The organism is Burkholderia sp. Se-20373, assembly GCF_017104705.1.
GTDB lineage: Bacteria > Pseudomonadota > Gammaproteobacteria > Burkholderiales > Burkholderiaceae > Burkholderia.
Genome location: NZ_JAAGPH010000130.1, coordinates 1 through 22,921, shown reverse-complemented (window position 1 = coordinate 22,921; position 22,921 = coordinate 1). Strand labels below are relative to the sequence as shown.

The window sequence follows — 22,921 nt, the reverse complement described above, 5'->3', positions numbered from 1 at the left end:
TCCTTCGTAATCGTTCTCGGCTTCGGCGGCGAGCGCACGGTAGGCCGGCATGCCGGAAATGGTCGCCGCCTGTTCGAGCGCCGCGGGCGGCGCAAACTGACGGGTTTCGTGAAGAACCGATTCAATCGCAGACATCGACTACCCCTTGGTGAACATGAATCCTCTGCATGGCGGCGCGATCGTGCGCACCGCGCGTCTTGGCCGGCGCAAGCGCGCCGCTGTCTCCTACCCACCACCCGCGCACGGCCCGAAGGCCGCTGCGCGATGCTGCGCCGCACCACGTCACACGAAGGCGACCGGGCGACCCGACAGTTTCCACGATAAGCGCTCGAACTTACCCGTCACTTACGCGGCACGGCCGTTTCGCCCGCCGGGCGGCGCCCGCGTGCAGCTTTACGCTGTAACGAGCGCGACCCTACAATCCTAACTGAACTCGCCTTCCGGATTCCAGCTTGAATCGCTACGCTTTCTTTCTCGTGCTGTCGATGCTGTTCGTCGGCAGCAATGTCGGTATCGGTAAATCGATCGTCGTCTTCGTTCCAGTCGCCATCCTCGCCACGCTGCGCTTCGTGATCGCGATCGCCGTGCTGTGGCCGCTGTTCAGTCCGGTGAAAATGCGCACGGTCAAGCGCGGCGAATGGCTGAACCTGTTCCTGCAGGCGTTCTTCGGCACCTTCATGTTCACGCTTCTGATGCTGAACGGCGTGCAGCGCACGAGCGCGGTCGCGGCCGGCGTGATCACCAGCACGATCCCGGCGATCGTCGCGCTGTTCGCGTGGCTGATCCTGCGTGAAAAACCGAACGGCCGGGCGCTGGTATCGATCGCACTCGCGATCGCCGGCGTCGTGACGATCAACCTCGCGAACGGCAGCGCGGCCGGGCACGGCACGTCGTCGCTGACCGGCAACCTGCTAATCCTCGGCGCGGTGTGCTGCGAATCGATCTACGTGATCCTGTCGCGCCGCCTCACGCAGACGCTCGCGCCGATCGACATCTGCGCGTACACGCACCTGTTCGGTCTGTGCCTGATGCTGCCGCTCGGCGCGACGGCCATGTGGCATTTCGATTACGCGAGCGTGCCGGCCGGCACCTGGGCGCTCGTCGTCTGGTATGGCCTGTCGGCCAGCATCTTCTCGTTCTGGCTGTGGATGAAAGGCATCCGGCACGTGCCGGGCAGCCTCGCCGGCGTGTTCAGCGCGGTGCTGCCGGTCGCCGCCGCCGCGTATGGCATCGCGTTCCTCGGCGAGCGCCCGACGCTCGCCCACGGCATCGCGCTCGCGTGCGTCGTCACCGGCATCGTGCTGGCCAGCCTCCGCGTGAAACGCGTGCCGGCCGCCGCCTCCTGATCCGTCCCCGGCAGCGCCGGCGCGTCACTGCAGTCGCGCCGGCCGACGCGTTACAATAGCGCGCCTTTTCAAGATTACCCCCGATACCTGCGCACCGCGCCCGACTGTCCACCATGTCCGCCCCGCATTCGCCCGGCCGCCCCGCGCGTCGCCCGCTTCGCCCCCTTCCCGCGCTGATTTTCATGAGCCGCTGGCTCCAGGTTCCGCTTTACCTCGGCCTGATCGTTGCGCAAGCCGTCTACGTGTTCCTGTTCCTGAAGGAAGTCTGGCACCTGCTGTCGCATGCGACGAGCCTCGACGAAATCAGCGTGATGCTCGCGGTGCTCGGCCTGATCGACGTGGTGATGATCTCGAACCTGCTGATCATGGTGATCGTCGGCGGTTACGAGACGTTCGTGTCGCGCCTCGGCATCGAGGGCCACCCCGACGAGCCCGAATGGCTCGACCATGTGAACGCGGGCGTGCTGAAGGTCAAGCTGTCGATGGCGCTGATCAGCATTTCGTCGATCCACCTGCTGAAGACGTTCATCAATCCCGATCAGCACACGATGCACGCGATCATGTGGCAGGTGATCATCCACGTGTCGTTCCTGGTGTCGGCGCTCGTGATGGCGTGGGTCGACCGCCTGACGACGCACACGCACCCGGCCCATTTCCACGAGCCGCACGCCCACGGCGCGCACGCGAGCGCCGCGAACGAGCCCCGCAAGCCGGCCGACGCAGCCGTCAACGCATAAACGCATTCCCCACAGTCCCCACAGAGTCTCAGCCATGACCGTCATCAAACAGGAAGACCTGATCCAGAGCATCGCGGATTCGCTGCAGTACATCAGCTACTACCATCCGCTCGACTACATCCAGGCCCTCGGCCGCGCGTACGAACTGGAAGAGAGCCCGGCCGCGAAGGATGCGATCGCGCAGATCCTCACGAACAGCCGCATGTGCGCGGAAGGCAAGCGCCCGATCTGCCAGGACACCGGCATCGTCACGATCTTCGTGAAGGTCGGCATGGACGTGCGCTGGGACGGCGCGACGATGGGCCTCACCGACATGATCAACGAAGGCGTGCGTCGCGGTTACACGCACCCGGACAACGTGCTGCGCGCGTCGATCGTCAATCCGCCGGAAGGCGCCCGCAAGAACACGAAGGACAACACGCCGGCCGTGATCCACTACGAGATCGTGCCGGGCGACAAGGTCGACGTGCAGGTCGCGGCGAAGGGCGGCGGCTCGGAGAACAAGTCGAAGTTCGTGATGCTGAACCCGTCCGACTCGATCGTCGACTGGGTGCTGAAGACGGTCCCGACGATGGGCGCGGGCTGGTGCCCGCCCGGCATGCTGGGGATCGGCATCGGCGGCACCGCCGAAAAGGCGATGCTGATGGCGAAGGAATCGCTGATGGAGCCGATCGACATCCAGGAAATCATCGCGCGCGGCCCGAAGGACTGGGTCGAGGAACTGCGCGTCGAGCTGCACGAGAAGGTCAACGCGCTCGGCATCGGCGCCCAGGGCCTCGGCGGCCTGGCGACGGTGCTCGACGTGAAGATCATGGCGGCACCGACGCACGCGGCATCGAAGCCGGTCGCGCTGATCCCGAACTGCGCGGCGACGCGCCATGCGCACTTCGTGCTCGACGGCTCGGGCCCGGCCAAGCTTGAAGCGCCGTCGCTCGACGCGTGGCCGAAGGTCAACTGGGAACCGAACACGGAAACCAGCAAGCGCGTCGACCTGAACACGCTGACGCCGGAAGAAGTCGCGAGCTGGACGCCGGGGCAGACGCTGCTGCTGTCGGGCAAGATGCTCACCGGCCGCGACGCTGCGCACAAGCGCATCGCCGACATGCTCGCGAAGGGCGAGAAGCTGCCGGTCGACTTCACGAACCGCGTGATCTACTACGTCGGCCCGGTCGATCCGGTCCGCGACGAAGTGGTCGGCCCGGCAGGCCCGACGACGGCCACGCGCATGGACAAGTTCACCGAGACGATGCTCGCGCAAACCGGCCTGATCTCGATGGTCGGCAAGGCCGAGCGCGGCCCGGTCGCGATCGATGCGATCAAGAAGCACAAGGCGGCCTACCTGATGGCCGTCGGCGGTGCGGCTTACCTCGTGTCGAAGGCGATCCGCGGTGCGAAGGTGCTCGCGTTCGAAGACCTCGGCATGGAAGCGATCTACGAGTTCGACGTACAGGACATGCCGGTGACGGTCGCCGTCGATTCGTCGGGCACGTCGGTGCACCAGACCGGTCCGAAGGAGTGGCAGGCGAAGATCGGCAAGATCCCGGTCGCAGCCGCTTAAGCGCGATCGAACGAAAGGCCGGACGCGAGTCCGGCCTTTTTACTTCTCATTCTCATTATTGTGTGCGGCCGGTTATTCGAGGCTGATTCTCATTACATGCAAAAGGCAGGCCCGGCAAGGCTTTGAGGCTTGGCTTTTCTCGTTCGAGCGATTATCGTTCGGTTTCTGAAGCCCCACTGAACAAGGAACAAGCCATGCAAGGCGACAAGAAAGTCATCGAATACCTGAACGCCCAGTTGAAGAATGAACTCACGGCGATCAACCAGTACTTCCTGCATGCGCGCATGTACAAGCACTGGGGCCTCGAGAAGCTCGGCAAGCACGAATACGACGAGTCGATCGGCGAAATGAAGCACGCCGACTGGCTGATCGAGCGCGTCTTCATGCTCGACGGCCTGCCGAACCTGCAGGATCTGCACAAGCTGCTCGTCGGCGAGGAAACCGAAGAGATCCTGAAGTGCGACCTGAAGCTCGAACAGATCTCGCAGTCCACCTGCAAGGAAGCGATCGCCTACTGCGAATCGGTGCGTGACTACGTGTCGCGCGAGATCTTCGAAAAGATCCTCGACGACACCGAAGAGCACATCGACTGGCTGGAAACGCAGATCGACCTGATCGGCAAGGTCGGCCTGCAGAACTACCAGCAAACGATGATGGGGTCGCCGGAGTAAACTCGCTCCACGCTTCCCGTTACCGCCCCCAGCCCGTTCATGTCGACACCTTCCGCTATTCCTGCGACGGCCACGACCGTCGCGCCCATCGGCATCTTCGATTCAGGGCTGGGCGGCCTGTCGGTGCTGCGCGCCGCGCGCGCGCTGCTGCCTGACGAATCGTTCATCTACGTCGCCGATTCGCACCATGCGCCGTATGGTCCGCGCGACGAGGCGTTCATTACGGAACGCACGCTGGCAATCGGCGAGTGGCTGGCACGCGAAGGGACGAAAGCGCTCGTCATCGCGTGCAACACGGCGACCGCACGCGCGATCGCCGCGGTCCGCGAACATCTGTCGATGCCGCTCGTCGGCGTCGAGCCGGGCATCAAGCCGGCCGCCGCCGTGTCCGCGAGCGGCGTCGCGGGTGTCCTGGCCACGCAGTCGACGCTGAACAGCCCGCGCTTCCAGGCGCTGCTCGACCGCTACGGCGCCGGCCGCCGCTTCATCTGCCAGCCCGGTCACGGGCTCGTCGAGGCCATCGAGCGCGGCGATACGGATTCGCCCGCGTTGCGCGCGTTGCTCGACAGCTACCTGCAACCGATGCTCGACGACGGCGCCGACACGCTGGTACTCGGCTGCACGCATTACCCGTTCTTCTCGGAAACGATTCGTGACCTTGTGGGCGAGCGCCTGACGCTCGTCGACACCAGCGACGCGATCGCGCGCCAGCTCGTGCGCGTGCTCGACGAACGCAACCTGCGCGCACCGGCCGGCACGCGCGCGGCATCGCCCCGCTTCTGCTCGACCAGCGACGGCCGCCAGTTGCAGGTGCTCGCATCGACGCTGCTCGGCCTCACTGCGCCGGTCGAATCCGTCACCATTTCCTCGCCGAACGCGCGCGCCTGCGCGACCGCCTGATACCGGCCGGCACGCCCTCTTCCGCGTGCCGCGCCCCCTTCCCGACGTTACAAGGGTCCGATGCCCTTAAAAAAAGCCCGCCCCAGGCTTGTCAACGCCCATAAATTTAATGATAATAATTCGCATTACCGTTAGCTATCGCAACTCATCATGATCGTCTGCGTGTGCAAGTCTGTTTCCGATCGCAAGATTCGCGCGTCCCTCGCAGAGGGCGTGAACTCTTTCGATGAACTCCAGTTCGAGCTTGGCGTGGCCACGTGCTGCGGCAAGTGCGAGGAGTCCGTACGCGACCTCATGGCCGAACAAGGCGTCTGCGCGAGCCGGTGCGGTGTCGAGCATCACGCTCACCCGATCCCGGTCACGTTCTACGAACGCAAGGCCGCCTGACCGGCGCCGAGTGTGCGCATGCGGCCCAGGCCGCATTTTTTGTTTTGACCGTCAGCAAGCCACCGTCTGCGCGAGCCAGCGGCTTACCTGCCAAGGAGCCTGTCATGGAATTGCTGATCGGATTTGTGACCACCGTTTGCATCTCGCTGCTGATCTTCCGCAAGTGATGCCGATTCACCCGCCGCGCCCCGGGTGCGACATCGTTCTTTCAAGCTAACATGCAGGCTTCGCATCTCGCTCCTGCCGGCGCCGTGCCGGCTGCACCACGTATGAATCCCCGTGTGATCGTCGTCGCGGTCGGTGTGCTTGCCGCACATGCGATCATGCTGACGGCCGCCTGGCTCCATCGCAACGCGCCGCCGCCGCCGAAGGAGATCGAGGTTCAGTCGATCACCGCGCAGCTCATTCCGCCTGCCCCGCCTGCCCAGCCGGTCGCGGTCCAGTCGGCCGCGCAGCAGCCTACGCCGCCCAAGCCCACGCCGCGCGTGAAGCCGAAGGTCGAGCCGAAGCCGGTGCAGAAGGCGGTTCCGACGCCTCAGCCCGTCTCGCAGGCACCGTCGCCGACGCCCGCGCCGGCAGTGACCGATCCCACACCGGCTCCCGCCGCGCCGGCACCTGCTGCACCGGCTGCAGCACCCGGCCCGGCGCGCGAGACGATGCAGGTCAGCGCGCCGAAGAACGTGTCGGCGCTCACCTGCAATTTCGTTAAGCCGACCTATCCGTCGATGTCGCGCCGTCGCGGCGAAACGGGCACGGCCTATGTTCACTTCATCATCGGCGTGACGGGCAAGATCGAAAGCGTCCAGCTGCAGAAGAGCAGCGGTTATCCGCGTCTCGACGAAGCCGCGCTCGAGGCGACGCGCGCCAGCACCTGCCCGCCGTACATCGAGAACGGCCAGGCGATCCGCGCCGCCCATACGCTGCCCTTCAACTTCACGCTTGACGACTAACCCGTCATATTCGGTAGATTCAAAGGAAACAAGAAAATGCAAAGCTACGGTATCGCGCACGTCTGGGCGCAAGGTGATTTCGTCACGCGCGCCATCGCGATCACGCTGCTCGTGATGTCGGTCCTGTCGTGGATCGTGATCGTCATCAAGGGCTGGAACGTGATCCGCCTGAACCGCCTGACGAAGAACGCCGAACAGGCATTCTGGCATTCGGACAACTTCGACGACGGCATCAAGAAGCTCGGCCTCACCGCATCGACGCCGAACGACAACCCGTTCCTCGCGCTCGCGCTGTCGGGCAAGGAAGCCGCCGATCACCACCACCAGACGCAACCGCACCTGCACGATCGCATGGACGTGTCGGACTGGGTCACGCGCTGCCTGAAGGACACGATGGACGAAGGCATCTCGCGCATGCAGAGCGGTCTCGCGATCCTCGCGTCGATCGGCAGCACGGCGCCGTTCGTCGGCCTGTTCGGCACGGTCTGGGGGATCTACCACGCCCTGCTCGCAATCGGCGCATCCGGCCAGACGTCGATCGATCAGGTCGCGGGCCCGGTCGGCGAATCGCTGATCATGACCGCCTTCGGCCTGTTCGTCGCGATCCCGGCCGTGCTCGGCTACAACGCACTCACCCGCGCGAACAAGGGTGTCGTCAGCAAGCTGCGCCGCTTCGCGCACGGTCTGCATGCGTATTTCGTGACGGGCGCGAGCCTGGCCTCGTCGTCGACGCGCGACGGCCTGCGTCTCGCGACGCGCGCCAGCTGAGGCGGGGTGAACCATGGCAATGAACACCGGTTTCAGCGACGATGACGACGATGCGGTGATGAGCGAGATCAACATGACGCCGCTCGTCGACGTCATGCTCGTACTCCTGATCATTTTCCTCGTGACGATCCCGGCGATGCAGCATGCGGTGAAGATCGACCTGCCGCACGCCAGCAGCCAGCCCGTCGACGAAAAGCCGCAGACGGTCGACGTCGCGATCCAGGGTGACGGCACGATCCTGTGGGACGACCACACGGTCACGCGCGCACAATTGCAGGAACGCATCGCGGAAGCGGCAAAGCGCACGCCCCAGCCGGAGTTGCACCTTCGCGCGGATCGCAAGGTCGCATACGAACACGTCGCGGAAGTGATGTCGGATGCGCAGGCAGGCGGCCTGACGAAGCTCGGCTTCGTGACGGAGCCGGGCGCGAAAGGGAAGTAACGCGCGCACGTCTTGCGGTAGCGCCTCGCCGGCCGCACCTAGCCGGCCGCGCACAAAGTAAAAGGCCTTCATCGCCAGATGAAGGCCTTTTTTCATGCGCACGCGGGCGCCTTCGGGCGGCGGGCTCTTTGGCGGTATCGGTTGCGCCTCGAGCAACGCAAATGCGACTCTGCCGTGGTCTGCACGGACTGCGCGTTCTGCCCTATCTGGCTCGCAATATATGCGGCCACCTGATTTCGCTCAGAACTTCCTTCACGAAATGGGATTTCAATATAGGCCCGCGCGCACGCGCATTCAAGGTTACGGCGATTGAAACTTGCGATTGCAGGCGACGCTTCAATGACAAAACAAATTTGCCTCGCCGTGCGCGTCGTGTTCAGGTCGCCGAAACATCGGCCGCCGCTTCCTTCTTCGCGCGTTCCGGGCACCCCGGATCCTGGTAGGCGCCGTGATCGAGCTTCTCGACCAGATAGTCGACGAACGCACGCACCGCGGGCGGCATCCCCTGCCGCGACACGAACACCGCGTACAGTTGCGGCACCGGCAGCGTCCAGCCCGGCATCACCGGCGACAGTTGCCCCGCGCGCAGCGCGTTGCCGTACATCATCTCCGGCAATGCCGCGATGCCGAGGCCATCGAGCACCGCTTCACGGATCGTCATCAGGTCGGCCGTCACGAGCCGCGGGTCGTGCTCGTGCACGTGACGCGTTCCGTCCGGCGCGATCAGGTTGAACACGTGCCGCCCGTCGACGCTCGGCGTATCGAGTGTCTCGAAGCCGCTCAGGTCGTCCGGTACCAGCGGCGGCGCATTCTGGCTCAGCAGGCTCGGCGCGCCGACCAGCATCTGCTCGGTGCGCCACAGCGGCCGCACGACGATGTTCGCGTTCTGCGGCGGCTCCGAGCGCACGCGCAGCGCGACGTCGATCGAATCCTCGAACAGGTCGATCACCCGATTCGTCACGCGGACGTGCACCTTCACCTCGGGATAGCGACGCAGGAATTCGGGCAGGATGCGCGACAGCATCGTCTGCGACAGCGTCACGGGCACGCTGACGCGCACCGAGCCGCGCGGCGATGAGCGCAACTGCTGCACCGCGTTCATCGCCGCCTGCGCTTCGGCCAGCATCGCCTGGCAATGCTGGTAGAACAGCTCCCCCGCCTCGGTCAGCGCGAGCTTGCGGGTGGAGCGCTGCAGCAGGCGCACGCCGAGCGCCGCCTCGAGTTCGGTCAGGCGCCGCGACAGGCGCGATTTCGAGATGCCCAGCACGCGCTCCGCGGCCGAGAAACCGCCATGTTCGACGACCTGCGAAAAGTACATGAGGTCGTTCAGGTTATGTGCATCGATATTCATCTCATCGTTCCATTTTCAGAACAATCCATTGCGAACCGTCGCGAATCGACCGGTAAAACGCCCAATATAATAGCGCTATGTTTCAAAAATAACGCTATTCCGATCATTTCGAGGGTATCCGCATGACGACCGCTCGCTCGCTTGACCGCACCTACCCCGCGCTTCGCACGACCGAAGGCGGCGGCTTCGTGGTTCATCGCCCGTTCCCGACCCGGCTGCTGATGGATTTCGATCCGTTCCTGCTGCTCGACGAAATGGGCCCCGTCGACTACGCGCCCGGTGAAGCCAAGGGCGCCCCCGACCATCCGCATCGCGGCTTCGAGACCGTGACCTACGCCCTCGACGGGCGCTTCCGCCATCGCGACTCGTCGGGCCATGCGGGCACGCTCGGCCCGGGCGACGTGCAATGGATGACGGCGGGCGCCGGCGTCGTGCACAGCGAGATGCCGGATCCGGAATTCGCGCAAGCGGGCGGCCGCTCCCACGGTTTCCAGCTGTGGGTCAACCTGCCGCGCCGCGACAAGCTGATCGCGCCGCGCTACCAGGAGATCCCAGCGGATCGCATCCCGACCGCCACCTCACCTGACGGCCGCGCACGGGTCCGCGTGATCGCCGGCGAAGCGTTCGGCGTCCGCGCCGCGATCGAGACGCGCACACCGATCCTCTACCAGCATTTCACGCTGCAACCGGGCGCAACGGTCACTCAGGCCGTCCCGGCAGGCTATCGCGTGTTCGTCTATCCGATCGACGGAACGGGCCTCTACGGGCCCGCCAGGCAGGCGGTCGACGCACGAAACATGGTCGTGTACTGCGATGACGGCGACACGGTCACGTTCGCCGCCGGCAACACGTCGCTCGACCTGCTGCTGATCGGCGGCGTGCCGCTCAACGAGCCGATCGTCCGCTACGGCCCGTTCGTGATGAACACCGAGGAAGAGATCCGGCAGGCGGTCGTCGACTACCAGACCGGTCGCATGGGGCGCATCGAAGCATGACCCACCGACGGGCGCGCAGGTGCCGCGAAACCGCCCGTTTTGCGTCACAATGACTTCTTGAACCACGTGGCCGCCCGCCACCAGAAGGAACCTGTCCCCTTGAACTTCGAACATCTGATCCAGATCAATTCCGACGATCCGGCCGTGCCGCCCCTCACCCGCGACCAGCTCTGGGAAGGTCTCGTGTTGCGCGCCGAACAGCCGCAACTGTTCGTGCTCGGTCTCGACAGCTGTGTCGTCCACGAACGGACGGACACGACGCTCGAACGTGAGCTGCACTACGGTCACGCGACCGTGCGCGACCACGTCACGTTCACGCCGAACCAGCAGGTTCGCTACGACATCCTCGCCGCCGACGGCGAGATCGGCGGCTCGCTGACGATGACGATCGAGGAACGCGACGACCACGAGCTGTTCCTGCGTTTTGAATACCGCACGACACTGGTCGTCACGGACGACAGCGAAGACGCGCGTCAGACGCACGGGATCGTCAAGGAAGCGTACCGCACGTCGGATATCGACACGGTTCGCCTGATCCGCGAGTACGCGCAGGGCCGCAAGGACCCCGATCCGCTGCACTGAACCCGATGGCGGCCCGCGGGCCGCCTCTTTGACTCACGCTATCAGACTGGCCTTTTCGATCGATAAAGAGTTTTTGTAAATGGGAATAGTTATCATTTAGAATTCATTCCATCGTATCGACAGTCACCGATCAAGCGAATGACCGACACCCTGCGCCCGACCCCGACCACGCTGACCTTGCGCCGCACGACCGGCACCGCAAGCAGCAGCCGTCAGAAGACGGCAGCGGTCACCACGCCGGCCAAACCCGCCGGCAACCGCGAAGCAGGCACGCGGGTCGTCAGCAGCGATGCGCTGCTGCAAGGCCAAAGCCACGTCAGCATCGCGCATAACGGAGAGACGTATCAGTTGCGCGCCACGCGGCTCGGCAAACTGATCCTGACGAAGTAAGACAGAGTATTGTGGGGACCACCTCCCTGAGAGGTGTTGGGCAGTAGCCAGCGTAACGGCTTGCACGCGAGATCTAGACCCCTTCGTGCAAACACACTTAAGCAGCCGTTGCAGCAAGCCAAGCCACTTTTTTGGTTCTCGCACAAGGAAGAAAAAAAGCGACACGTCCTTCGACGTGTCGCTTTTTTGTTTGGGCGGCCAATGCGTGAAGCGTGCCGCCCAGGTTCGTTACCGCGTCGCGGCATGACCGCCGAAGCGGCACGCGATCCGCTTCAGAAACCCCAGAACATCAACCACCATGCGCTGTCGATGACGGCAAGCGCGACGGCAAACCACGCGAACGCCGCAAGCCGGCGCGGCCAGCCCGCATAGCGCCCCGTCACTTTCCACGCGAGCCACGCACTCCATGCGTTGGCGCCGACCAGGATCGCGATGCGCACATCGGTCGCCCAGCCGAGCGGTACATGCTCGGCACGCAGCAACGACAGTGTCGTGGCCGACAGGCCAAGGAACACACCCGCGCCTGCAATCGGAATCAGCGCCTGCGCAAGATGATGCAGCCGCACGCGATCGAAGCGGCCGAGCATCAGCGTCGCGCCGGCCAGCAGCACCAGCAGCGCCGTGCCGTACACGAGCCCCGTGCCGACGATGTAGCTGATGACCAGCCCGCCGTCGAGCCACGAGAACACGTCGTTGCGATCCGGATAGTGTGTGAGCAGGAACCACGGCGCATTCGTCTCGAGCGGCCACGTGATGTCATGGTCGATCAGCCAGCCCGCGAGCCATTGCTTGATCTGCACGAACCACGGGCTGACGGTCCAGTGGAACGCGCCGATCGCGACGCCGAGCAGGCCGTACAGGATCAGCGCGGTGTCCCACGGGTTCGCCTGCTGCGCGCCGAGGTTCACGATCTCGTCGGACGGCGAGCGCAACGACAGCGAAATCGCATCCCGGTGCCCGCTGCAGCGGCCGCACATGTGGCAGTCCGCCGCGCCCTTCATGTTGCGCAACGGCACGAGCGGCGCGCAGTTGATCGGAATCACGCGATGCCCATGCTCGCCGTTCTTGTACGACCGGCGCCATGCATCCTCGTCGACCTTGTAGCGCATCGGCGCGAGCCGCGCGAGCAGCCCGAACACGCCGTTGACCGGGCACAGGTACTTGCACCACACGCGCTTTTCGCGGCCGTACAGCACGCCGATCACGATCGCGCCGACGGTCGAGCCGCCGAGCACGAACAGCACCGCGAGCGGGTACTGGTACACGCTCACCATCTGCCCGTAGATCGTCGTGAGTCCGAACGCGACGAACGGCCAGCCGCCCCACCGCATCCAGCGCGGAATCGGGCCGCCTCGGCCGAACTTGCTCGCGAATTCGGTGAGCGCACCTTCCGGACACAGCACGCCGCACCAGACACGGCCGAGCATCACCATCGACAGCAGCACGAACGGCCACCAGATGCCCCAGAACGTGAATTGCGCGATCAGCGTGAGGTTGTTCCACAGGTGTGCGGAGTCGTCCGGCAGCGGCAACACCGCCGGCACGATGATCAGGAACGCATAGACGGCGACGATGGCCCACTGGATGCCGCGGATCAGCGCACCGTGGCGCTGCATCCATTGGCCGGCCTGCGCGAGCCAGCCCTGCTTGGCTGCGGCGACAACGCTCATGCCGCGCGACCTGCCGCGACCGCCGGACGGCGGCTCGCGCGCTTCATCAGCAGCCAGACCACCGCCCAGTACACCGCATACGCGACCAGGTTGGTCAGCGCCGGATGAGCACGATAGCCGGTCAGCGTGGCGACGAGCGAGCCGAACGTGCCCGAATCATCGAGGATCGCGGACGTGTCCCACACCTGCGAAATGCCGAGCGGCAGGATTTCCTTGTCGATCAGCTTGTCGACGCCCGTCTGGAACAAGCCTGCGCCGAGGAACAGCAGCATCACTTCCGTGACGCGGAAGAAATGCCGCCACGAGAAGTACTTGCCGCCGAGTTGCAGCAGATAGAACGTGAGGAACGCGAGGCCGAGGCCGATCACGACCGCGAGCATCTGGCTGCCGTCGACGTGACCCGACTGGCCGAAACCGAGACCGTACAGGAAGATCACCGTCTCGCTGCCTTCGCGCGCGATCGCGAGCGCGACCAGCACCGCGACACCCCACCAGTTCGAATCGCGCGTGCTCTGCTGCAGCGATTGCTCCATGTCGCGCTTCAGCGTGCGACCATGCCGGCGCATCCACAGCACCATCTGCACGATCAGCACGCATGCGATCAGCACCATGGCGGTCTGGAAGTAGTCCTGCGCGTCGCCGGACAGCACTTCGGTGAAACCGACCAGTGCGGCACCAAGGCCGACGGCCATCAGCAAGCCGACGCCGACGCCGGCCCAGAGAAAAGGCAGGCCGCGGCGCGCGTCGTCGTCGCCGTTTTTCAGCCATGCATAGAGAATGCCGACGACGAGCAGCGCTTCGACGCTCTCCCGCCAGACGATGAACAAGATCTGACCCATCGATACCTCCTGACGCGCGGCACACCGGGCAGGTGCGCCCGCGCGCAGATAAAACGCATTACTTCGCGACGATCACGCCCTGCGCCTGCTGGTGGAAATCGTCGAAAAACTTGTATTCACCCGGTGACAACGGTGCAACGACCACGAATGAATCGGCGCCCGGCGCGAGCACCTTCTCCTTGCGCAGTTGTACGCTCTCGAATTCGGCGGCGCCCTTGCCGGTGTTCTTGATTTCGATCTTGAAACGCTGGCCGGCCGGCACTTCGATGCGGGCGGGATTCAGCTTGCCGTCCGTCATCTCGAGCTTGAACGTCGGCAGATCGGCAGCGTACGCTGCGCCGGCAAGCCACAACGCAGCGGCTGCGGCAACGATTTTCTGGGGAATTTTCATTCTGGGTTCTCTACGCCGACGGCGCGCCGAAGCGCGCCGTTCGTGATGCCACCGATCAGTAACCGCCCTTCTTGCCGATACCGGCGAACGGGAAGTCGTACTCGAGGGTAATGGGCTTGAACCATGCGCCCACGCCCGTTTCCTTGTCGATGTGACGGCCGAACGCCATGTGGCCCGTCTGCATCGGCGGCTTGACGACCATCGTCAGGTGGTACTTGCCCGGGCCGTTCAGCTTCACGTTGTCGCCGTAGTGCGGACCGTCGCTCGCGACCATGCCCATCAGGTCGCCTTCAGCCTTCCACTTCGTGTCGCCCTGCTTCGTCAGCTTGTACGTGACCTGCAGGTACGGCATCCAGTCGCCTTCCGCGAAACCCGTCGGGTTGTTCTTGACCGCATGGATGTCCGCCTCGAGGTGGATGTCGGAGTCCGACGCCTTGCGCATCATCCCTTCCGGGTCCATCGTGATCGGCTGCAGGTAAACCGCGCCGATTTCCATGCCGCCCTGGATCTGCTGCTTGCCGATCGGGTATTCGGCAGCCGAGGCCGACATCGCGGCAAGCGCCGCCGCTACCGCAACCGTCGTGCGGATGAACGAAGAACCCAACATGGACACTCCTTGTTATTTGATCTGGAACCATGCGGACCGACTAACGGCCGGCCCACTGAAAACACTAACGCGACGAAGAACGTTAATGCGAACAATTCTCAATAATCACGGAGTTTAGCACCGAACCTGTTTCGGAACAAACGGAGAGCCGTGTAAACCCCTGATCCGACAAGGCTTACAGGTTCGTTACCGCAGGGTTTCGGTGACGCTTGGAAAGACTTACCGGCCGCCGTTGACGTGATCGCCGACGTTCGCGCCGAACACGCGCTCACGCAGCAGCGCAAGTTGGTCGCGGGTCGCGGCGGCCTTCTCGAACTCGAGGTTTTTCGCGTAGTCGGCCATCTGCTTCTCGAGGCGCTTGATTTCCTTGGCGAGCTGCTTTTCCGACATGTCCTCGAATTTCGCTCGCTGCTGCGCTTCCTTCAGCTCCGCGCGTGCTTCGTCCGCGTTGTAGACGCCGTCGATGATGTCCTTGATGCGCTTCACGACCCCGCGCGGCGTGATGCCCATCTTTTCGTTGTGCGCGATCTGCTTCGCACGGCGCCGCTCGGTCTCGCCGATCGCGCGCTTCATCGACTCGGTCATGTTGTCCGCGTAGAGGATCGCCTTGCCGTTCACGTTCCGCGCCGCGCGGCCGATCGTCTGGATCAGCGAGCGCTCCGCGCGCAGGAAGCCCTCCTTGTCCGCGTCGAGAATCGCGACGAGCGACACCTCGGGAATGTCGAGCCCTTCCCGCAGCAGGTTGATCCCGACCAGCACGTCGAACGTGCCGAGCCGCAGGTCGCGGATGATCTCGACGCGCTCGACCGTGTCGATGTCGCTGTGCAGGTAACGCACCTTGACCCCGTGATCGGCCAGAAACTCGGTGAGCTGCTCGGCCATGCGCTTCGTCAGCACGGTGATCAGCACGCGCTCCTCGGCCTTCACGCGCGCGTTGATCTCGGCCAGCACGTCGTCGACCTGCGAGCTCGCCGGCCGCACTTCGATTTCCGGATCGACAAGGCCCGTCGGCCGCACGACCTGTTCGGCGATCTGCCCGGTCACGCGCTTCTCGTAGTCGGCCGGCGTGGCCGACACGAACACGACCTGGCGCATCTTGCGTTCGAACTCGGGGAACTTCAGTGGCCGGTTGTCCAGCGCCGACGGCAGCCGGAACCCGTAGTTGACGAGGTTTTCCTTGCGTGCGCGGTCGCCGTTGTACATGCCGTTCAACTGGCCGATCAGCACGTGCGATTCGTCGAGCAGCATCAGCGCATCGGGCGGCAGGTAGTCGACGAGGGTCGGCGGCGGATCGCCGGGCGACGCGCCCGAGAAATGCCGCGAGTAGTTCTCGATGCCCTTGCAGAAGCCGAGCTCCTGCAGCATCTCGAGATCGAAGCGCGTGCGCTGCTCGAGGCGCTGGGCCTCGACGAGCTTGCCGTCGCGGTGAAAGAACTCGAGCCGCTCGCGCAGTTCGTCCTTGATCGTCTCGACCGCGCGTATCACGGTGTCGCGCGGCGTCACGTAGTGCGACGACGGATACACGGTGAAGCGCGGGATCTTCTGCCGCACGCGCCCGGTCAGCGGGTCGAACAGCTGCAGCGTCTCCACCTCGTCGTCGAACAATTCGACGCGCACGGCCAGCTCCGCATGTTCGGCCGGGAAGATGTCGATCGTGTCGCCGCGCACGCGGAACGTGCCGCGCTGGAAATCCTGCTCGTTGCGCGTGTATTGCATCGCAATCAGCCGCGCGATCACGTCGCGCTGACCGAGCTTGTCGCCGGCGCGCAGCGTCAGGATCATCTGGTGGTACTCGGACGGGTTGCCGATACCGTAGATCGCCGACACCGTCGCGACGATCACGACATCACGGCGCTCCATCAGGCTCTTCGTCGCCGACAGCCGCATCTGCTCGATGTGCTCGTTGATCGACGAGTCCTTCTCGATGAACAGGTCGCGCTGCGGCACGTACGCTTCAGGCTGGTAATAGTCGTAGTACGAGACGAAGTACTCGACCGCGTTGCGCGGGAAGAACTCGCGAAATTCCGAATAGAGCTGCGCGGCGAGCGTCTTGTTCGGCGCGAACACGATCGCCGGGCGGCCGAGCCGCGCGATCGTGTTCGCCATCGTGAAGGTCTTTCCCGAGCCCGTCACGCCGAGCAGCGTCTGGAATGAGAGACCGTCCTCGACCCCTTCGACAAGCGTCTCGATCGCGGTCGGCTGGTCGCCTGCGGGCGGATACGGTTGATACAGCTGGAACGGCGACCCTTCGAAGGTCACGAATTTCGATTCGTCGAGCGCGTCGCCGGTTTCGGCTTTATGTTCGGACATGGAATGCGGCCGGAGCGAGGGCAAAGAAAGCATTCTAGCGCTTCGCGGCCTCGCGAACTGCTGCCGGCTCCTGACGCGCGACCACCACCCGAAATCACGGTTCCCGGCCGAATTTCGCCGCCGAAACGCCGCCCCCGCCTGCGTGAATTCGCTACAATGTCAGGCTGCTGCGCTTTCCGGCGTCGTGCCTGCCCGCGCGCGGTCCATCCATCGCGCCTGCCCCGCCGTTGAAAGCCTGACCCTCTTTTCACTACTGCCGAATCATCATGTCGCTCTTCTCCGCTGTCCAGCTTGCTCCCCGCGACCCGATCCTGGGCCTGAACGAAGCCTTCAACGCCGATGCGCGTCCGACCAAGGTCAATCTCGGCGTCGGTGTGTACACGAACGAAGAAGGCAAGATTCCGCTGCTGCGCGCGGTTCGCGATGCGGAGAAGGCACGTGTCGAGGCCGGCCTGCCGCGCGGCTACCTGCCGATCGACGGTATCGCCGCCTACGATGCGGCCGTGCAGAAGCTGCTGCTCGGCAATGACTCGCCGCTGATCGCAGCCGGCCGCGTGGTCACGGCCCAGGCACTGGGCGGTACGGGTGCACTGAAGATCGGCGCAGATTTCCTGCGCACCCTGAACCCGAACGCAAAGGTCGCGATCAGCGATCCGAGCTGGGAAAACCACCGCGCGCTGTTCGAAGCGGCCGGCTTCGAAGTCGTCGCATACCCGTACTACGACGCCGCCACCAACGGCGTGAACTTCGAAGGCATGCTGTCGGCACTGAACAGCTACGCGGCAGGCACGATCGTCGTGCTGCACGCGTGCTGCCACAACCCGACCGGCGTGGATCTGACCGAAGGGCAATGGCAACAGGTCGTCGACGTCGTGAAGGCACGCAACCTCGTGCCGTTCCTCGACATGGCCTACCAGGGTTTCGGCGAGAACATCGAGGCAGATGCCGCTGCCGTGCGCCTGTTTGCCGCAGCTGACCTGAACGCATTCGTGTCGTCGTCGTTCTCGAAGTCGTTCTCGCTGTACGGCGAGCGCGTCGGCGCGCTGTCGATCATCACGTCGAGCAAGGAAGAAGCGACGCGCGTGCTGTCGCAACTGAAGCGCGTGATCCGCACGAACTACTCGAACCCGCCGACCCATGGCGGCGCCGTGGTCGCAGCGGTGCTTGCATCGCCGGAGCTGCACGCTTCGTGGGTGCAGGAACTCGGTGAAATGCGCGATCGCATCCGCGCAATGCGCAATGGTCTCGTCGAGCGCCTGAAGGCAAGCGGCGTCGATCGCGACTTCAGCTTCATCAACGCGCAGCGCGGGATGTTCTCGTATTCGGGCCTGACCTCGGCACAAGTCGATCGCCTGCGCGACGAGTTCGGCATCTACGCAGTCGGCACGGGCCGGATCTGCGTCGCAGCACTGAACACGCGCAACCTCGACGCGGTCGCCAATGCGGTCGCAGCCGTCCTGAAGTAATACGGCTTGAGCAGGCGGCAGCCGTCATCGGCCCCGCCCTGCCAAAATGAAAAACGCGCTCCGTGGAGCGCGTTTTTTTATGCCATTCACCGGCGGGCAGCGACCTCGCCCGCCTCCGCATCACTGCATGAACCAGCCGTGGCTGACGACGATCGACTGGCCCGTGAGTGCGGCGCTCGGGAAGGCCGACAGGAACAGCACCGTCTGCGCGACGTCCTGAACGGTCGTGAACACGCCGTCGACCGTATTGCCGAGCATCACCTTCTTCACCACTTCCTCTTCGCTGATCCCGAGCTCCTTCGCCTGCTCCGGAATCTGCTTGTCGACCAGCGGCGTGCGCACGAAGCCCGGACACACGACGTGCGAGCGCACGTTGTGCTTCGCGCCTTCCTTCGCCAGCACGCGGGCCAGGCCGAGCAGGCCGTGCTTGGCCGTCACGTACGCCGACTTCAGCGGCGACGCTTCGTGCGAGTGCACCGAACCCACGTAGATCACGACACCGCCGCGATCGTCCTTGTACATGTGCTTGAGCGCGGCCTTGGTCGTCAGGAACGCGCCGTCGACGTGGATCGCCTGCATCTTCTTCCAGTCGGCGAACGAATAGTTCTCGATCGGGTTGACGATCTGGATGCCCGCGTTCGACACGAGGATGTCGATCGAGCCGAACGTTTCGGCCACCTTGTCGATCCCGCTGTTCACGGCTTCCTCGTTCGTCACGTCCATCGCGACGCCGATCGCCTTGCCGCCGGCCTTGACGATCTCGTCGGCGACCGCGTTCGCGCCGTCCTGGTTCAGGTCGGCGATCGCGACGGCCGCGCCCGCTTTCGCGAGCTCGAGTGCGATTTCCTTGCCGATGCCGCTCGCGGCGCCCGTGACGACTGCGGTCTTGCCGCTCAGATCTGCTGCCATGTCCGTCTCCTCCCGTTGTCGGATCGATAAAACAAGCGCCCACCGCATCCGCTACCGTCGCGCGATCGTGCTGGCGGGCCAGACGTCATTGTGCACGATCGGCCCCGCCGTTCGCGCGCAAAACGTCTAAGCTTAAGGTCGGTTCTGTCACGCAGGAGATTCGCATGCACTATCGACGGCTAGGCCGCTCTGGCCTGCAGATCAGCGAGCTTTCGCTCGGTTCGTGGGTGACCTACGGCAACCAGGTCGACCAGCGGGTCGCGCGCGAATGCCTGGCTGCGGCGCGCGACGCAGGCGTCAATTTCTTCGACAACGCCGAGGTCTACGCCGGCGGCAAATCCGAGGAAATCATGGGCCAAGCGCTCAAGGCGCTCGACTGGCCGCGCGTCAGCTATATCGTGTCCACGAAATTCTTCTGGGGGCTCGCCGAAGCACCGAACCAGTATCACACGCTGAACCGGAAATACCTGCTGAACGCCATCGACGGCTCGCTGCGCCGGCTGCAACTCGACTATGTCGACCTCGTCTACTGCCATCGCCCCGACCCGAACACGCCGATCGAGGAAACCGTCTGGGCGATGAGTGACATGATCGTGCGCGGCAAGGCGCTGTACTGGGGCACGTCGGAATGGAGTGCCGACGAGATCCGTGCTGCGTACGAGATCGCCGAGCGGCATCACCTGCACAAGCCCGTCGTCGAGCAGCCGCAGTACAACCTGTTCCACCGCACGCGGGTCGAACAGGAATATGCGCGGCTCTACGAAGACTACGGTCTCGGCCTCACGACCTGGAGCCCGCTGGCATCGGGCCTGCTCACCGGCAAGTACCGTAACGGCGTGCCGCCCGGCAGCCGCGCACAGTTGAAGGGTTACGACTGGATGCGCGACCGCCTGACCAATCCGGCCGCCAACGACATCGTCGAACGGCTCGGCACAATTGCAGCCGAGCTCGGTTGCAGCACGGCCCAGCTCGCGATCGCGTGGGTACTCGCCAATCCGCGTGTGAGTTCAGTCATCACAGGCGCGTCGCGGATCGAGCAGATCGGTGACAACATGCGCGCGCTCGACGTTGCCGCGAAGCTGACGCCGGATGTGAAGCAACGCATCGAGGAGGTGGTCGGCGATGCGTACGAGTAAGGCGATGCGCGGTCACTCGCGTACAATACGCGGCCCGCATCGGCGCCCGGCCTGACGGCCGCGCACGATCGACCGCTTTCATCGATTCACCTTTCGTTTCAGGCAGCCCGCCATGCTCAGTTATCGTCACGGTTTTCACGCAGGCAACCACGCGGACGTGCTCAAGCACGCCGTCGTCGTCCAGCTGCTGCGCTACCTGAACAAGAAGGACAAGTCTTACTGGTATATCGACACGCATGCAGGTGCCGGGGTGTACTCGCTGCGCGACGGCTACGCGGCGAAGACGTCGGAATTCGACACCGGCATCGGCCGCCTGTGGAACGAAAAGAACCTGCCGGAGGCGCTGGGCGACTATGTGGATGATGTACGCGCGCTGAACGACGACGGTGAACTGCGCTTCTACCCCGGTTCCCCGTACATCGCCTGGCGATCGATGCGCGAGCAGGACCGCATGCGCCTGTTCGAAATGCACACGACGGAAATCGACGTGCTGCGCCACAATTTCCGCGATGCAGGCCGACGCGCGATGATCTTCGCCGGAGACGGCTTCGAAGGCATCAAGGCGCTGCTGCCGCCGCCGCCGCGACGCGCACTCGTGCTGATCGACCCGTCCTATGAGGACAAGAAGGATTACGCGCGCACGGTAGCTTGCGTGACGGAATGCCTGAAGCGTTTCGCGACCGGCTGCTATGCAGTCTGGTACCCGCAGGTGACCCGAACCGAATCGCAGCGTTTTCCCGAGCAGTTGAAGCGCCTGCAACCGAACAACTGGCTGCACCTAACATTGACGGTGTCGAATCCGCCGACTGACGGGTTGGGTCTCTACGGCAGCGGGATGTTCATTCTGAATCCGCCGTATACGCTCGCCCAGAGCATGAACGAGGCGCTGCCCTATCTGGTCGAGATCCTCGGACAGGATAGCGGCGCCCGCTACCAGATCGAGCACCGCGGAAATTGATCGGGTGGCCGGCCGTTACGGCTGAGGTCTCGGCGCGAGCCTCGGCTGGTTGACCGGCTGCCCACCCCATGCGGGGACATTGATATACGGCGCGACGAACAGCGGAACCGACGTGTTCGGCGCCTGCCCGGCGGGAGCCCGCATCCCTGCCGGCTCGACGATCGGCTCGGAAGACAACGGTGCTGTCTGCAGCACCAACCCGCCCTTGCCGTCCTGGATACCGCGTTGCGTATCGAGAATCAGCGGCTTGGACGACGTCGCAGCAACAGCCGCGAGTCCATGGACCAGCACCGCCGCGCCCAGAATGAGACGCGCGCGGGCATTTCGACGCACATCGAGACGCAAACGCATGATCGTGTCCTTCAGGATGAAAAGCAGGTGCATACCATAGCGCTGCACTGACGATTGCGCCAGATCCGACGCACAAAAAACAAAGCCCCGTCAAATACGGGGCTTGCTTATCGTTCGGTGCCACGTAGCACCTGACGGTGACTCCGATTACAGCGAGTAGCCGTTGGTTTCGAGCGAGCGGATGCGGCTCTCGAGCTGGACGATGTCCGACGACGTGGCAAGGTAGGCCTCACGGCGTTCACGTTCTGCGGATTCGAACCAGTTGCTCAGCTTTTCGACGATGTAGGCGATCATGACGTTCTCCAAGGAAGGGGGACCCCTGGTGAATCGGTGTTCAGGGATTTCCCGTATAGGGTTATCCCGAATTATAGCGATGCCGCACCAAGATGCCAGTGAAATACTTGCATGGAAGCCATTCCCATTCGGAATGGCCGACCATCGGCACCTCATAACTCATTGATTTTTATGAAAATCGAGTCGAGGCCTGCTTTGAGCCTCGAGCGCACGCACTAATTTGGTTCGCCGACGGGGTCGGACAAGCGCGCCAAAATCGGGCATTCGGGCCGCCCGTCACCATGACAGTGCGCAGCAAGATCGGCCAGTGTGTCGCGCATGTCGCTCAGCTCGGCGATGCGCTTGTCGAGTTCGGCCACATGCTCGAGGGCAATCGACTTCACTTCGGCGCTCGCGCGGGAACGGTCTTGCCAGAGCATCAGCAGCTTGCGGATGTCCTCGACGAGAAAGCCAAGGCGTCGTGCCTGACGGATGAAGCGCAGGATATGGATCTCGTCTGCGCCGTAGATCCGGTAGCCGGCATCAGTACGCTTGCTTGGCGCAAGCAGGCCGACCTGTTCGTAGTACCGGATCATCTTTGCGCTGACTCCGGATTCGCGCGACGCGTCGCCGATATTCATTCCCGCCCTCTCCATCAAGCCCTGGTTTCGAACATGAACGTCGACGTGTGCAATCGCCGACGGCACGTCGATCGTATCAAATCGCGTGGTTTCGTTCCGGGGTGAGGATTGACGGCAGGATGGCGGCTGATTGATCTGGCATGCGTGCCGTTGGGATGTGGAGGATGTGACCTTCCCCCTCTGAAGTATCCCACTGTAAAGTTAGTGGCAAGGCCGCAGGAGAAACCTTGTCATGAAGAAGTCGCGGTTCAGCGAAGAGCAGATTATCGGGGTGCTGAAGGAAGCCGATGCCG

General features: G+C 64.0%; 26 protein-coding genes and 1 pseudogene. 15 read left to right on the top strand and 12 right to left on the bottom strand.

Annotated features, from left to right (window positions below; all coding sequences use genetic code 11):
* Positions 1-135 (bottom strand): annotated as a pseudogene (locus tag G3N96_RS30385) (AMP-dependent synthetase); the annotation flags it as partial.
* A gap of 317 nt (positions 136-452) precedes the next feature.
* On the opposite strand from G3N96_RS30385, the gene G3N96_RS30380 reads away from it, so the two are divergent.
* From G3N96_RS30380 to G3N96_RS30340, 9 genes are all read left to right on the top strand, one after another.
* Positions 453-1,346 (top strand): DMT family transporter, encoded by an 894-nt coding sequence (locus tag G3N96_RS30380; RefSeq protein WP_071333524.1) that lies wholly within the window; start codon positions 453-455, stop codon positions 1,344-1,346.
* A 113-nt stretch (positions 1,347-1,459) separates the two neighbouring features.
* Complete coding sequence (locus G3N96_RS30375; RefSeq protein WP_124585982.1) at positions 1,460-2,083, top strand: TIGR00645 family protein; 624 nt, start codon at positions 1,460-1,462, stop codon at positions 2,081-2,083.
* Between the two features lie 34 nt (positions 2,084-2,117).
* Positions 2,118-3,641, top strand: a complete 1,524-nt coding sequence (locus G3N96_RS30370; RefSeq protein WP_069248436.1) for a fumarate hydratase — start codon at positions 2,118-2,120, stop codon at positions 3,639-3,641.
* Between the two features lie 194 nt (positions 3,642-3,835).
* Entirely contained in the window at positions 3,836-4,312 is a 477-nt protein-coding gene (bfr, locus tag G3N96_RS30365) for a bacterioferritin (RefSeq protein WP_011352652.1), read from the top strand.
* A 39-nt stretch (positions 4,313-4,351) separates the two neighbouring features.
* The gene (gene murI, locus G3N96_RS30360; protein ID WP_206139486.1) at positions 4,352-5,212 is read left to right on the top strand and encodes a glutamate racemase; all 861 of its coding nucleotides are present in this window, start codon (positions 4,352-4,354) and stop codon (positions 5,210-5,212) included.
* Positions 5,213-5,362: 150 nt separating this feature from the next.
* Positions 5,363-5,599 carry a (2Fe-2S)-binding protein gene (locus G3N96_RS30355; RefSeq protein WP_039370093.1) on the top strand — a complete coding sequence of 79 codons (237 nt, stop codon included), beginning with the start codon at positions 5,363-5,365 and terminating at the stop codon, positions 5,597-5,599.
* 218 nt (positions 5,600-5,817) lie between these two features.
* Entirely contained in the window at positions 5,818-6,549 is a 732-nt protein-coding gene (locus G3N96_RS30350; RefSeq protein ID WP_124585989.1) for an energy transducer TonB, read from the top strand.
* Positions 6,550-6,585: 36 nt separating this feature from the next.
* Positions 6,586-7,317: a MotA/TolQ/ExbB proton channel family protein gene (locus G3N96_RS30345; RefSeq protein ID WP_124585991.1), complete on the top strand. Its 732-nt coding sequence runs from the start codon at positions 6,586-6,588 to the stop codon at positions 7,315-7,317.
* A gap of 13 nt (positions 7,318-7,330) precedes the next feature.
* On the top strand, positions 7,331-7,759 hold the full coding sequence (locus tag G3N96_RS30340) for a biopolymer transporter ExbD (protein WP_124585993.1): 429 nt from the start codon (positions 7,331-7,333) through the stop codon (positions 7,757-7,759).
* Between the two features lie 376 nt (positions 7,760-8,135).
* On the opposite strand, the gene G3N96_RS30335 is transcribed toward G3N96_RS30340, so the two are convergent.
* Positions 8,136-9,110, bottom strand: coding sequence for a LysR family transcriptional regulator (locus G3N96_RS30335; RefSeq protein WP_069248441.1), 975 nt, complete (start codon positions 9,108-9,110; stop codon positions 8,136-8,138).
* A gap of 122 nt (positions 9,111-9,232) precedes the next feature.
* Between G3N96_RS30335 and G3N96_RS30330 the strand changes: the two genes are divergently transcribed.
* From G3N96_RS30330 to G3N96_RS30320, 3 genes are all read left to right on the top strand, one after another.
* Positions 9,233-10,105: a pirin family protein gene (locus G3N96_RS30330; protein ID WP_206139485.1), complete on the top strand. Its 873-nt coding sequence runs from the start codon at positions 9,233-9,235 to the stop codon at positions 10,103-10,105.
* 99 nt (positions 10,106-10,204) lie between these two features.
* The gene (locus G3N96_RS30325) at positions 10,205-10,687 is read left to right on the top strand and encodes an SRPBCC family protein (RefSeq protein WP_206139484.1); all 483 of its coding nucleotides are present in this window, start codon (positions 10,205-10,207) and stop codon (positions 10,685-10,687) included.
* A 138-nt stretch (positions 10,688-10,825) separates the two neighbouring features.
* Complete coding sequence (locus G3N96_RS30320; RefSeq protein ID WP_206139483.1) at positions 10,826-11,077, top strand: hemin uptake protein HemP; 252 nt, start codon at positions 10,826-10,828, stop codon at positions 11,075-11,077.
* Between the two features lie 272 nt (positions 11,078-11,349).
* Here G3N96_RS30320 and G3N96_RS30315 read toward each other — a convergent pair whose 3' ends face one another.
* The 5 genes from G3N96_RS30315 to uvrB all read right to left on the bottom strand — a co-directional run bounded on the left by G3N96_RS30315 (position 11,350) and on the right by uvrB (position 16,894).
* Complete coding sequence (locus G3N96_RS30315) at positions 11,350-12,747, bottom strand: 4Fe-4S binding protein (RefSeq protein ID WP_206139482.1); 1,398 nt, start codon at positions 12,745-12,747, stop codon at positions 11,350-11,352.
* The gene (locus G3N96_RS30310) at positions 12,744-13,586 is read right to left on the bottom strand and encodes an FTR1 family protein (protein ID WP_027784952.1); all 843 of its coding nucleotides are present in this window, start codon (positions 13,584-13,586) and stop codon (positions 12,744-12,746) included. The genes G3N96_RS30315 and G3N96_RS30310 overlap by 4 nt, the downstream gene beginning before the upstream one ends.
* A gap of 58 nt (positions 13,587-13,644) precedes the next feature.
* Entirely contained in the window at positions 13,645-13,977 is a 333-nt protein-coding gene (locus tag G3N96_RS30305; protein WP_027786891.1) for a cupredoxin domain-containing protein, read from the bottom strand.
* Positions 13,978-14,032: 55 nt separating this feature from the next.
* Complete coding sequence (locus G3N96_RS30300) at positions 14,033-14,584, bottom strand: iron transporter (protein ID WP_021163417.1); 552 nt, start codon at positions 14,582-14,584, stop codon at positions 14,033-14,035.
* 219 nt (positions 14,585-14,803) lie between these two features.
* Positions 14,804-16,894, bottom strand: a complete 2,091-nt coding sequence (uvrB, locus tag G3N96_RS30295) for an excinuclease ABC subunit UvrB (protein ID WP_206139481.1) — start codon at positions 16,892-16,894, stop codon at positions 14,804-14,806.
* Positions 16,895-17,160: 266 nt separating this feature from the next.
* Here uvrB and G3N96_RS30290 point away from each other — a divergent pair, with 266 nt between their 5' ends.
* A complete protein-coding gene (locus G3N96_RS30290; RefSeq protein ID WP_124586003.1) occupies positions 17,161-18,360 on the top strand; it encodes an amino acid aminotransferase in 1,200 nt (399 codons plus the stop codon).
* Positions 18,361-18,480: 120 nt separating this feature from the next.
* Here the strand turns inward: G3N96_RS30290 and G3N96_RS30285 are convergent, their stop codons facing one another.
* The gene (locus G3N96_RS30285; RefSeq protein WP_206139480.1) at positions 18,481-19,269 is read right to left on the bottom strand and encodes a 3-hydroxybutyrate dehydrogenase; all 789 of its coding nucleotides are present in this window, start codon (positions 19,267-19,269) and stop codon (positions 18,481-18,483) included.
* A gap of 164 nt (positions 19,270-19,433) precedes the next feature.
* On the opposite strand from G3N96_RS30285, the gene G3N96_RS30280 reads away from it, so the two are divergent.
* Together G3N96_RS30280 and rlmJ are read left to right on the top strand one after the other, a co-directional pair.
* The gene (locus G3N96_RS30280) at positions 19,434-20,405 is read left to right on the top strand and encodes an aldo/keto reductase (RefSeq protein WP_206139479.1); all 972 of its coding nucleotides are present in this window, start codon (positions 19,434-19,436) and stop codon (positions 20,403-20,405) included.
* A gap of 112 nt (positions 20,406-20,517) precedes the next feature.
* Positions 20,518-21,363, top strand: a complete 846-nt coding sequence (gene rlmJ / locus G3N96_RS30275) for a 23S rRNA (adenine(2030)-N(6))-methyltransferase RlmJ (protein WP_206139478.1) — start codon at positions 20,518-20,520, stop codon at positions 21,361-21,363.
* Between the two features lie 15 nt (positions 21,364-21,378).
* On the opposite strand, the gene G3N96_RS30270 is transcribed toward rlmJ, so the two are convergent.
* The 4 genes from G3N96_RS30270 to G3N96_RS30255 all read right to left on the bottom strand — a co-directional run.
* The gene (locus G3N96_RS30270; protein ID WP_206139477.1) at positions 21,379-21,747 is read right to left on the bottom strand and encodes a hypothetical protein; all 369 of its coding nucleotides are present in this window, start codon (positions 21,745-21,747) and stop codon (positions 21,379-21,381) included.
* Positions 21,748-21,861: 114 nt separating this feature from the next.
* Positions 21,862-22,008 carry a DUF3563 family protein gene (locus G3N96_RS30265; RefSeq protein ID WP_006478295.1) on the bottom strand — a complete coding sequence of 49 codons (147 nt, stop codon included), beginning with the start codon at positions 22,006-22,008 and terminating at the stop codon, positions 21,862-21,864.
* A gap of 215 nt (positions 22,009-22,223) precedes the next feature.
* On the bottom strand, positions 22,224-22,628 hold the full coding sequence (gene cueR, locus G3N96_RS30260) for a Cu(I)-responsive transcriptional regulator (RefSeq protein WP_041493104.1): 405 nt from the start codon (positions 22,626-22,628) through the stop codon (positions 22,224-22,226).
* Positions 22,629-22,704: 76 nt separating this feature from the next.
* Positions 22,705-22,921 (bottom strand): hypothetical protein (locus tag G3N96_RS30255; protein ID WP_206139476.1); only part of this gene is annotated, 217 nt, incomplete at its 5' end.

Excerpts from the sequence above, each read along its gene's own strand:
- G3N96_RS30375 (WP_124585982.1), top strand. The coding sequence starts at position 1,460 with ATGTCCGCCCCGCATTCGCCCGGCCGCCCCGCGCGTCGCCCGCTTCGC.
- G3N96_RS30370 (WP_069248436.1), top strand. The coding sequence starts at position 2,118 with ATGACCGTCATCAAACAGGAAGACCTGATCCAGAGCATCGCGGATTCG.
- bfr (WP_011352652.1), top strand. The coding sequence starts at position 3,836 with ATGCAAGGCGACAAGAAAGTCATCGAATACCTGAACGCCCAGTTGAAG.
- murI (WP_206139486.1), top strand. The coding sequence starts at position 4,352 with ATGTCGACACCTTCCGCTATTCCTGCGACGGCCACGACCGTCGCGCCC.
- G3N96_RS30355 (WP_039370093.1), top strand. The coding sequence starts at position 5,363 with ATGATCGTCTGCGTGTGCAAGTCTGTTTCCGATCGCAAGATTCGCGCG.
- G3N96_RS30350 (WP_124585989.1), top strand. The coding sequence starts at position 5,818 with ATGCAGGCTTCGCATCTCGCTCCTGCCGGCGCCGTGCCGGCTGCACCA.
- G3N96_RS30345 (WP_124585991.1), top strand. The coding sequence starts at position 6,586 with ATGCAAAGCTACGGTATCGCGCACGTCTGGGCGCAAGGTGATTTCGTC.
- G3N96_RS30340 (WP_124585993.1), top strand. The coding sequence starts at position 7,331 with ATGGCAATGAACACCGGTTTCAGCGACGATGACGACGATGCGGTGATG.
- G3N96_RS30335 (WP_069248441.1), bottom strand. The coding sequence starts at position 9,110 with ATGAATATCGATGCACATAACCTGAACGACCTCATGTACTTTTCGCAG.
- G3N96_RS30330 (WP_206139485.1), top strand. The coding sequence starts at position 9,233 with ATGACGACCGCTCGCTCGCTTGACCGCACCTACCCCGCGCTTCGCACG.
- G3N96_RS30320 (WP_206139483.1), top strand. The coding sequence starts at position 10,826 with ATGACCGACACCCTGCGCCCGACCCCGACCACGCTGACCTTGCGCCGC.
- G3N96_RS30315 (WP_206139482.1), bottom strand. The coding sequence starts at position 12,747 with ATGAGCGTTGTCGCCGCAGCCAAGCAGGGCTGGCTCGCGCAGGCCGGC.
- G3N96_RS30310 (WP_027784952.1), bottom strand. The coding sequence starts at position 13,586 with ATGGGTCAGATCTTGTTCATCGTCTGGCGGGAGAGCGTCGAAGCGCTG.
- G3N96_RS30305 (WP_027786891.1), bottom strand. The coding sequence starts at position 13,977 with ATGAAAATTCCCCAGAAAATCGTTGCCGCAGCCGCTGCGTTGTGGCTT.
- G3N96_RS30300 (WP_021163417.1), bottom strand. The coding sequence starts at position 14,584 with ATGTTGGGTTCTTCGTTCATCCGCACGACGGTTGCGGTAGCGGCGGCG.
- uvrB (WP_206139481.1), bottom strand. The coding sequence starts at position 16,894 with ATGTCCGAACATAAAGCCGAAACCGGCGACGCGCTCGACGAATCGAAA.
- G3N96_RS30290 (WP_124586003.1), top strand. The coding sequence starts at position 17,161 with ATGTCGCTCTTCTCCGCTGTCCAGCTTGCTCCCCGCGACCCGATCCTG.
- G3N96_RS30285 (WP_206139480.1), bottom strand. The coding sequence starts at position 19,269 with ATGGCAGCAGATCTGAGCGGCAAGACCGCAGTCGTCACGGGCGCCGCG.
- G3N96_RS30280 (WP_206139479.1), top strand. The coding sequence starts at position 19,434 with ATGCACTATCGACGGCTAGGCCGCTCTGGCCTGCAGATCAGCGAGCTT.
- rlmJ (WP_206139478.1), top strand. The coding sequence starts at position 20,518 with ATGCTCAGTTATCGTCACGGTTTTCACGCAGGCAACCACGCGGACGTG.
- G3N96_RS30270 (WP_206139477.1), bottom strand. The coding sequence starts at position 21,747 with ATGCACCTGCTTTTCATCCTGAAGGACACGATCATGCGTTTGCGTCTC.
- G3N96_RS30265 (WP_006478295.1), bottom strand. The coding sequence starts at position 22,008 with ATGATCGCCTACATCGTCGAAAAGCTGAGCAACTGGTTCGAATCCGCA.
- cueR (WP_041493104.1), bottom strand. The coding sequence starts at position 22,628 with ATGAATATCGGCGACGCGTCGCGCGAATCCGGAGTCAGCGCAAAGATG.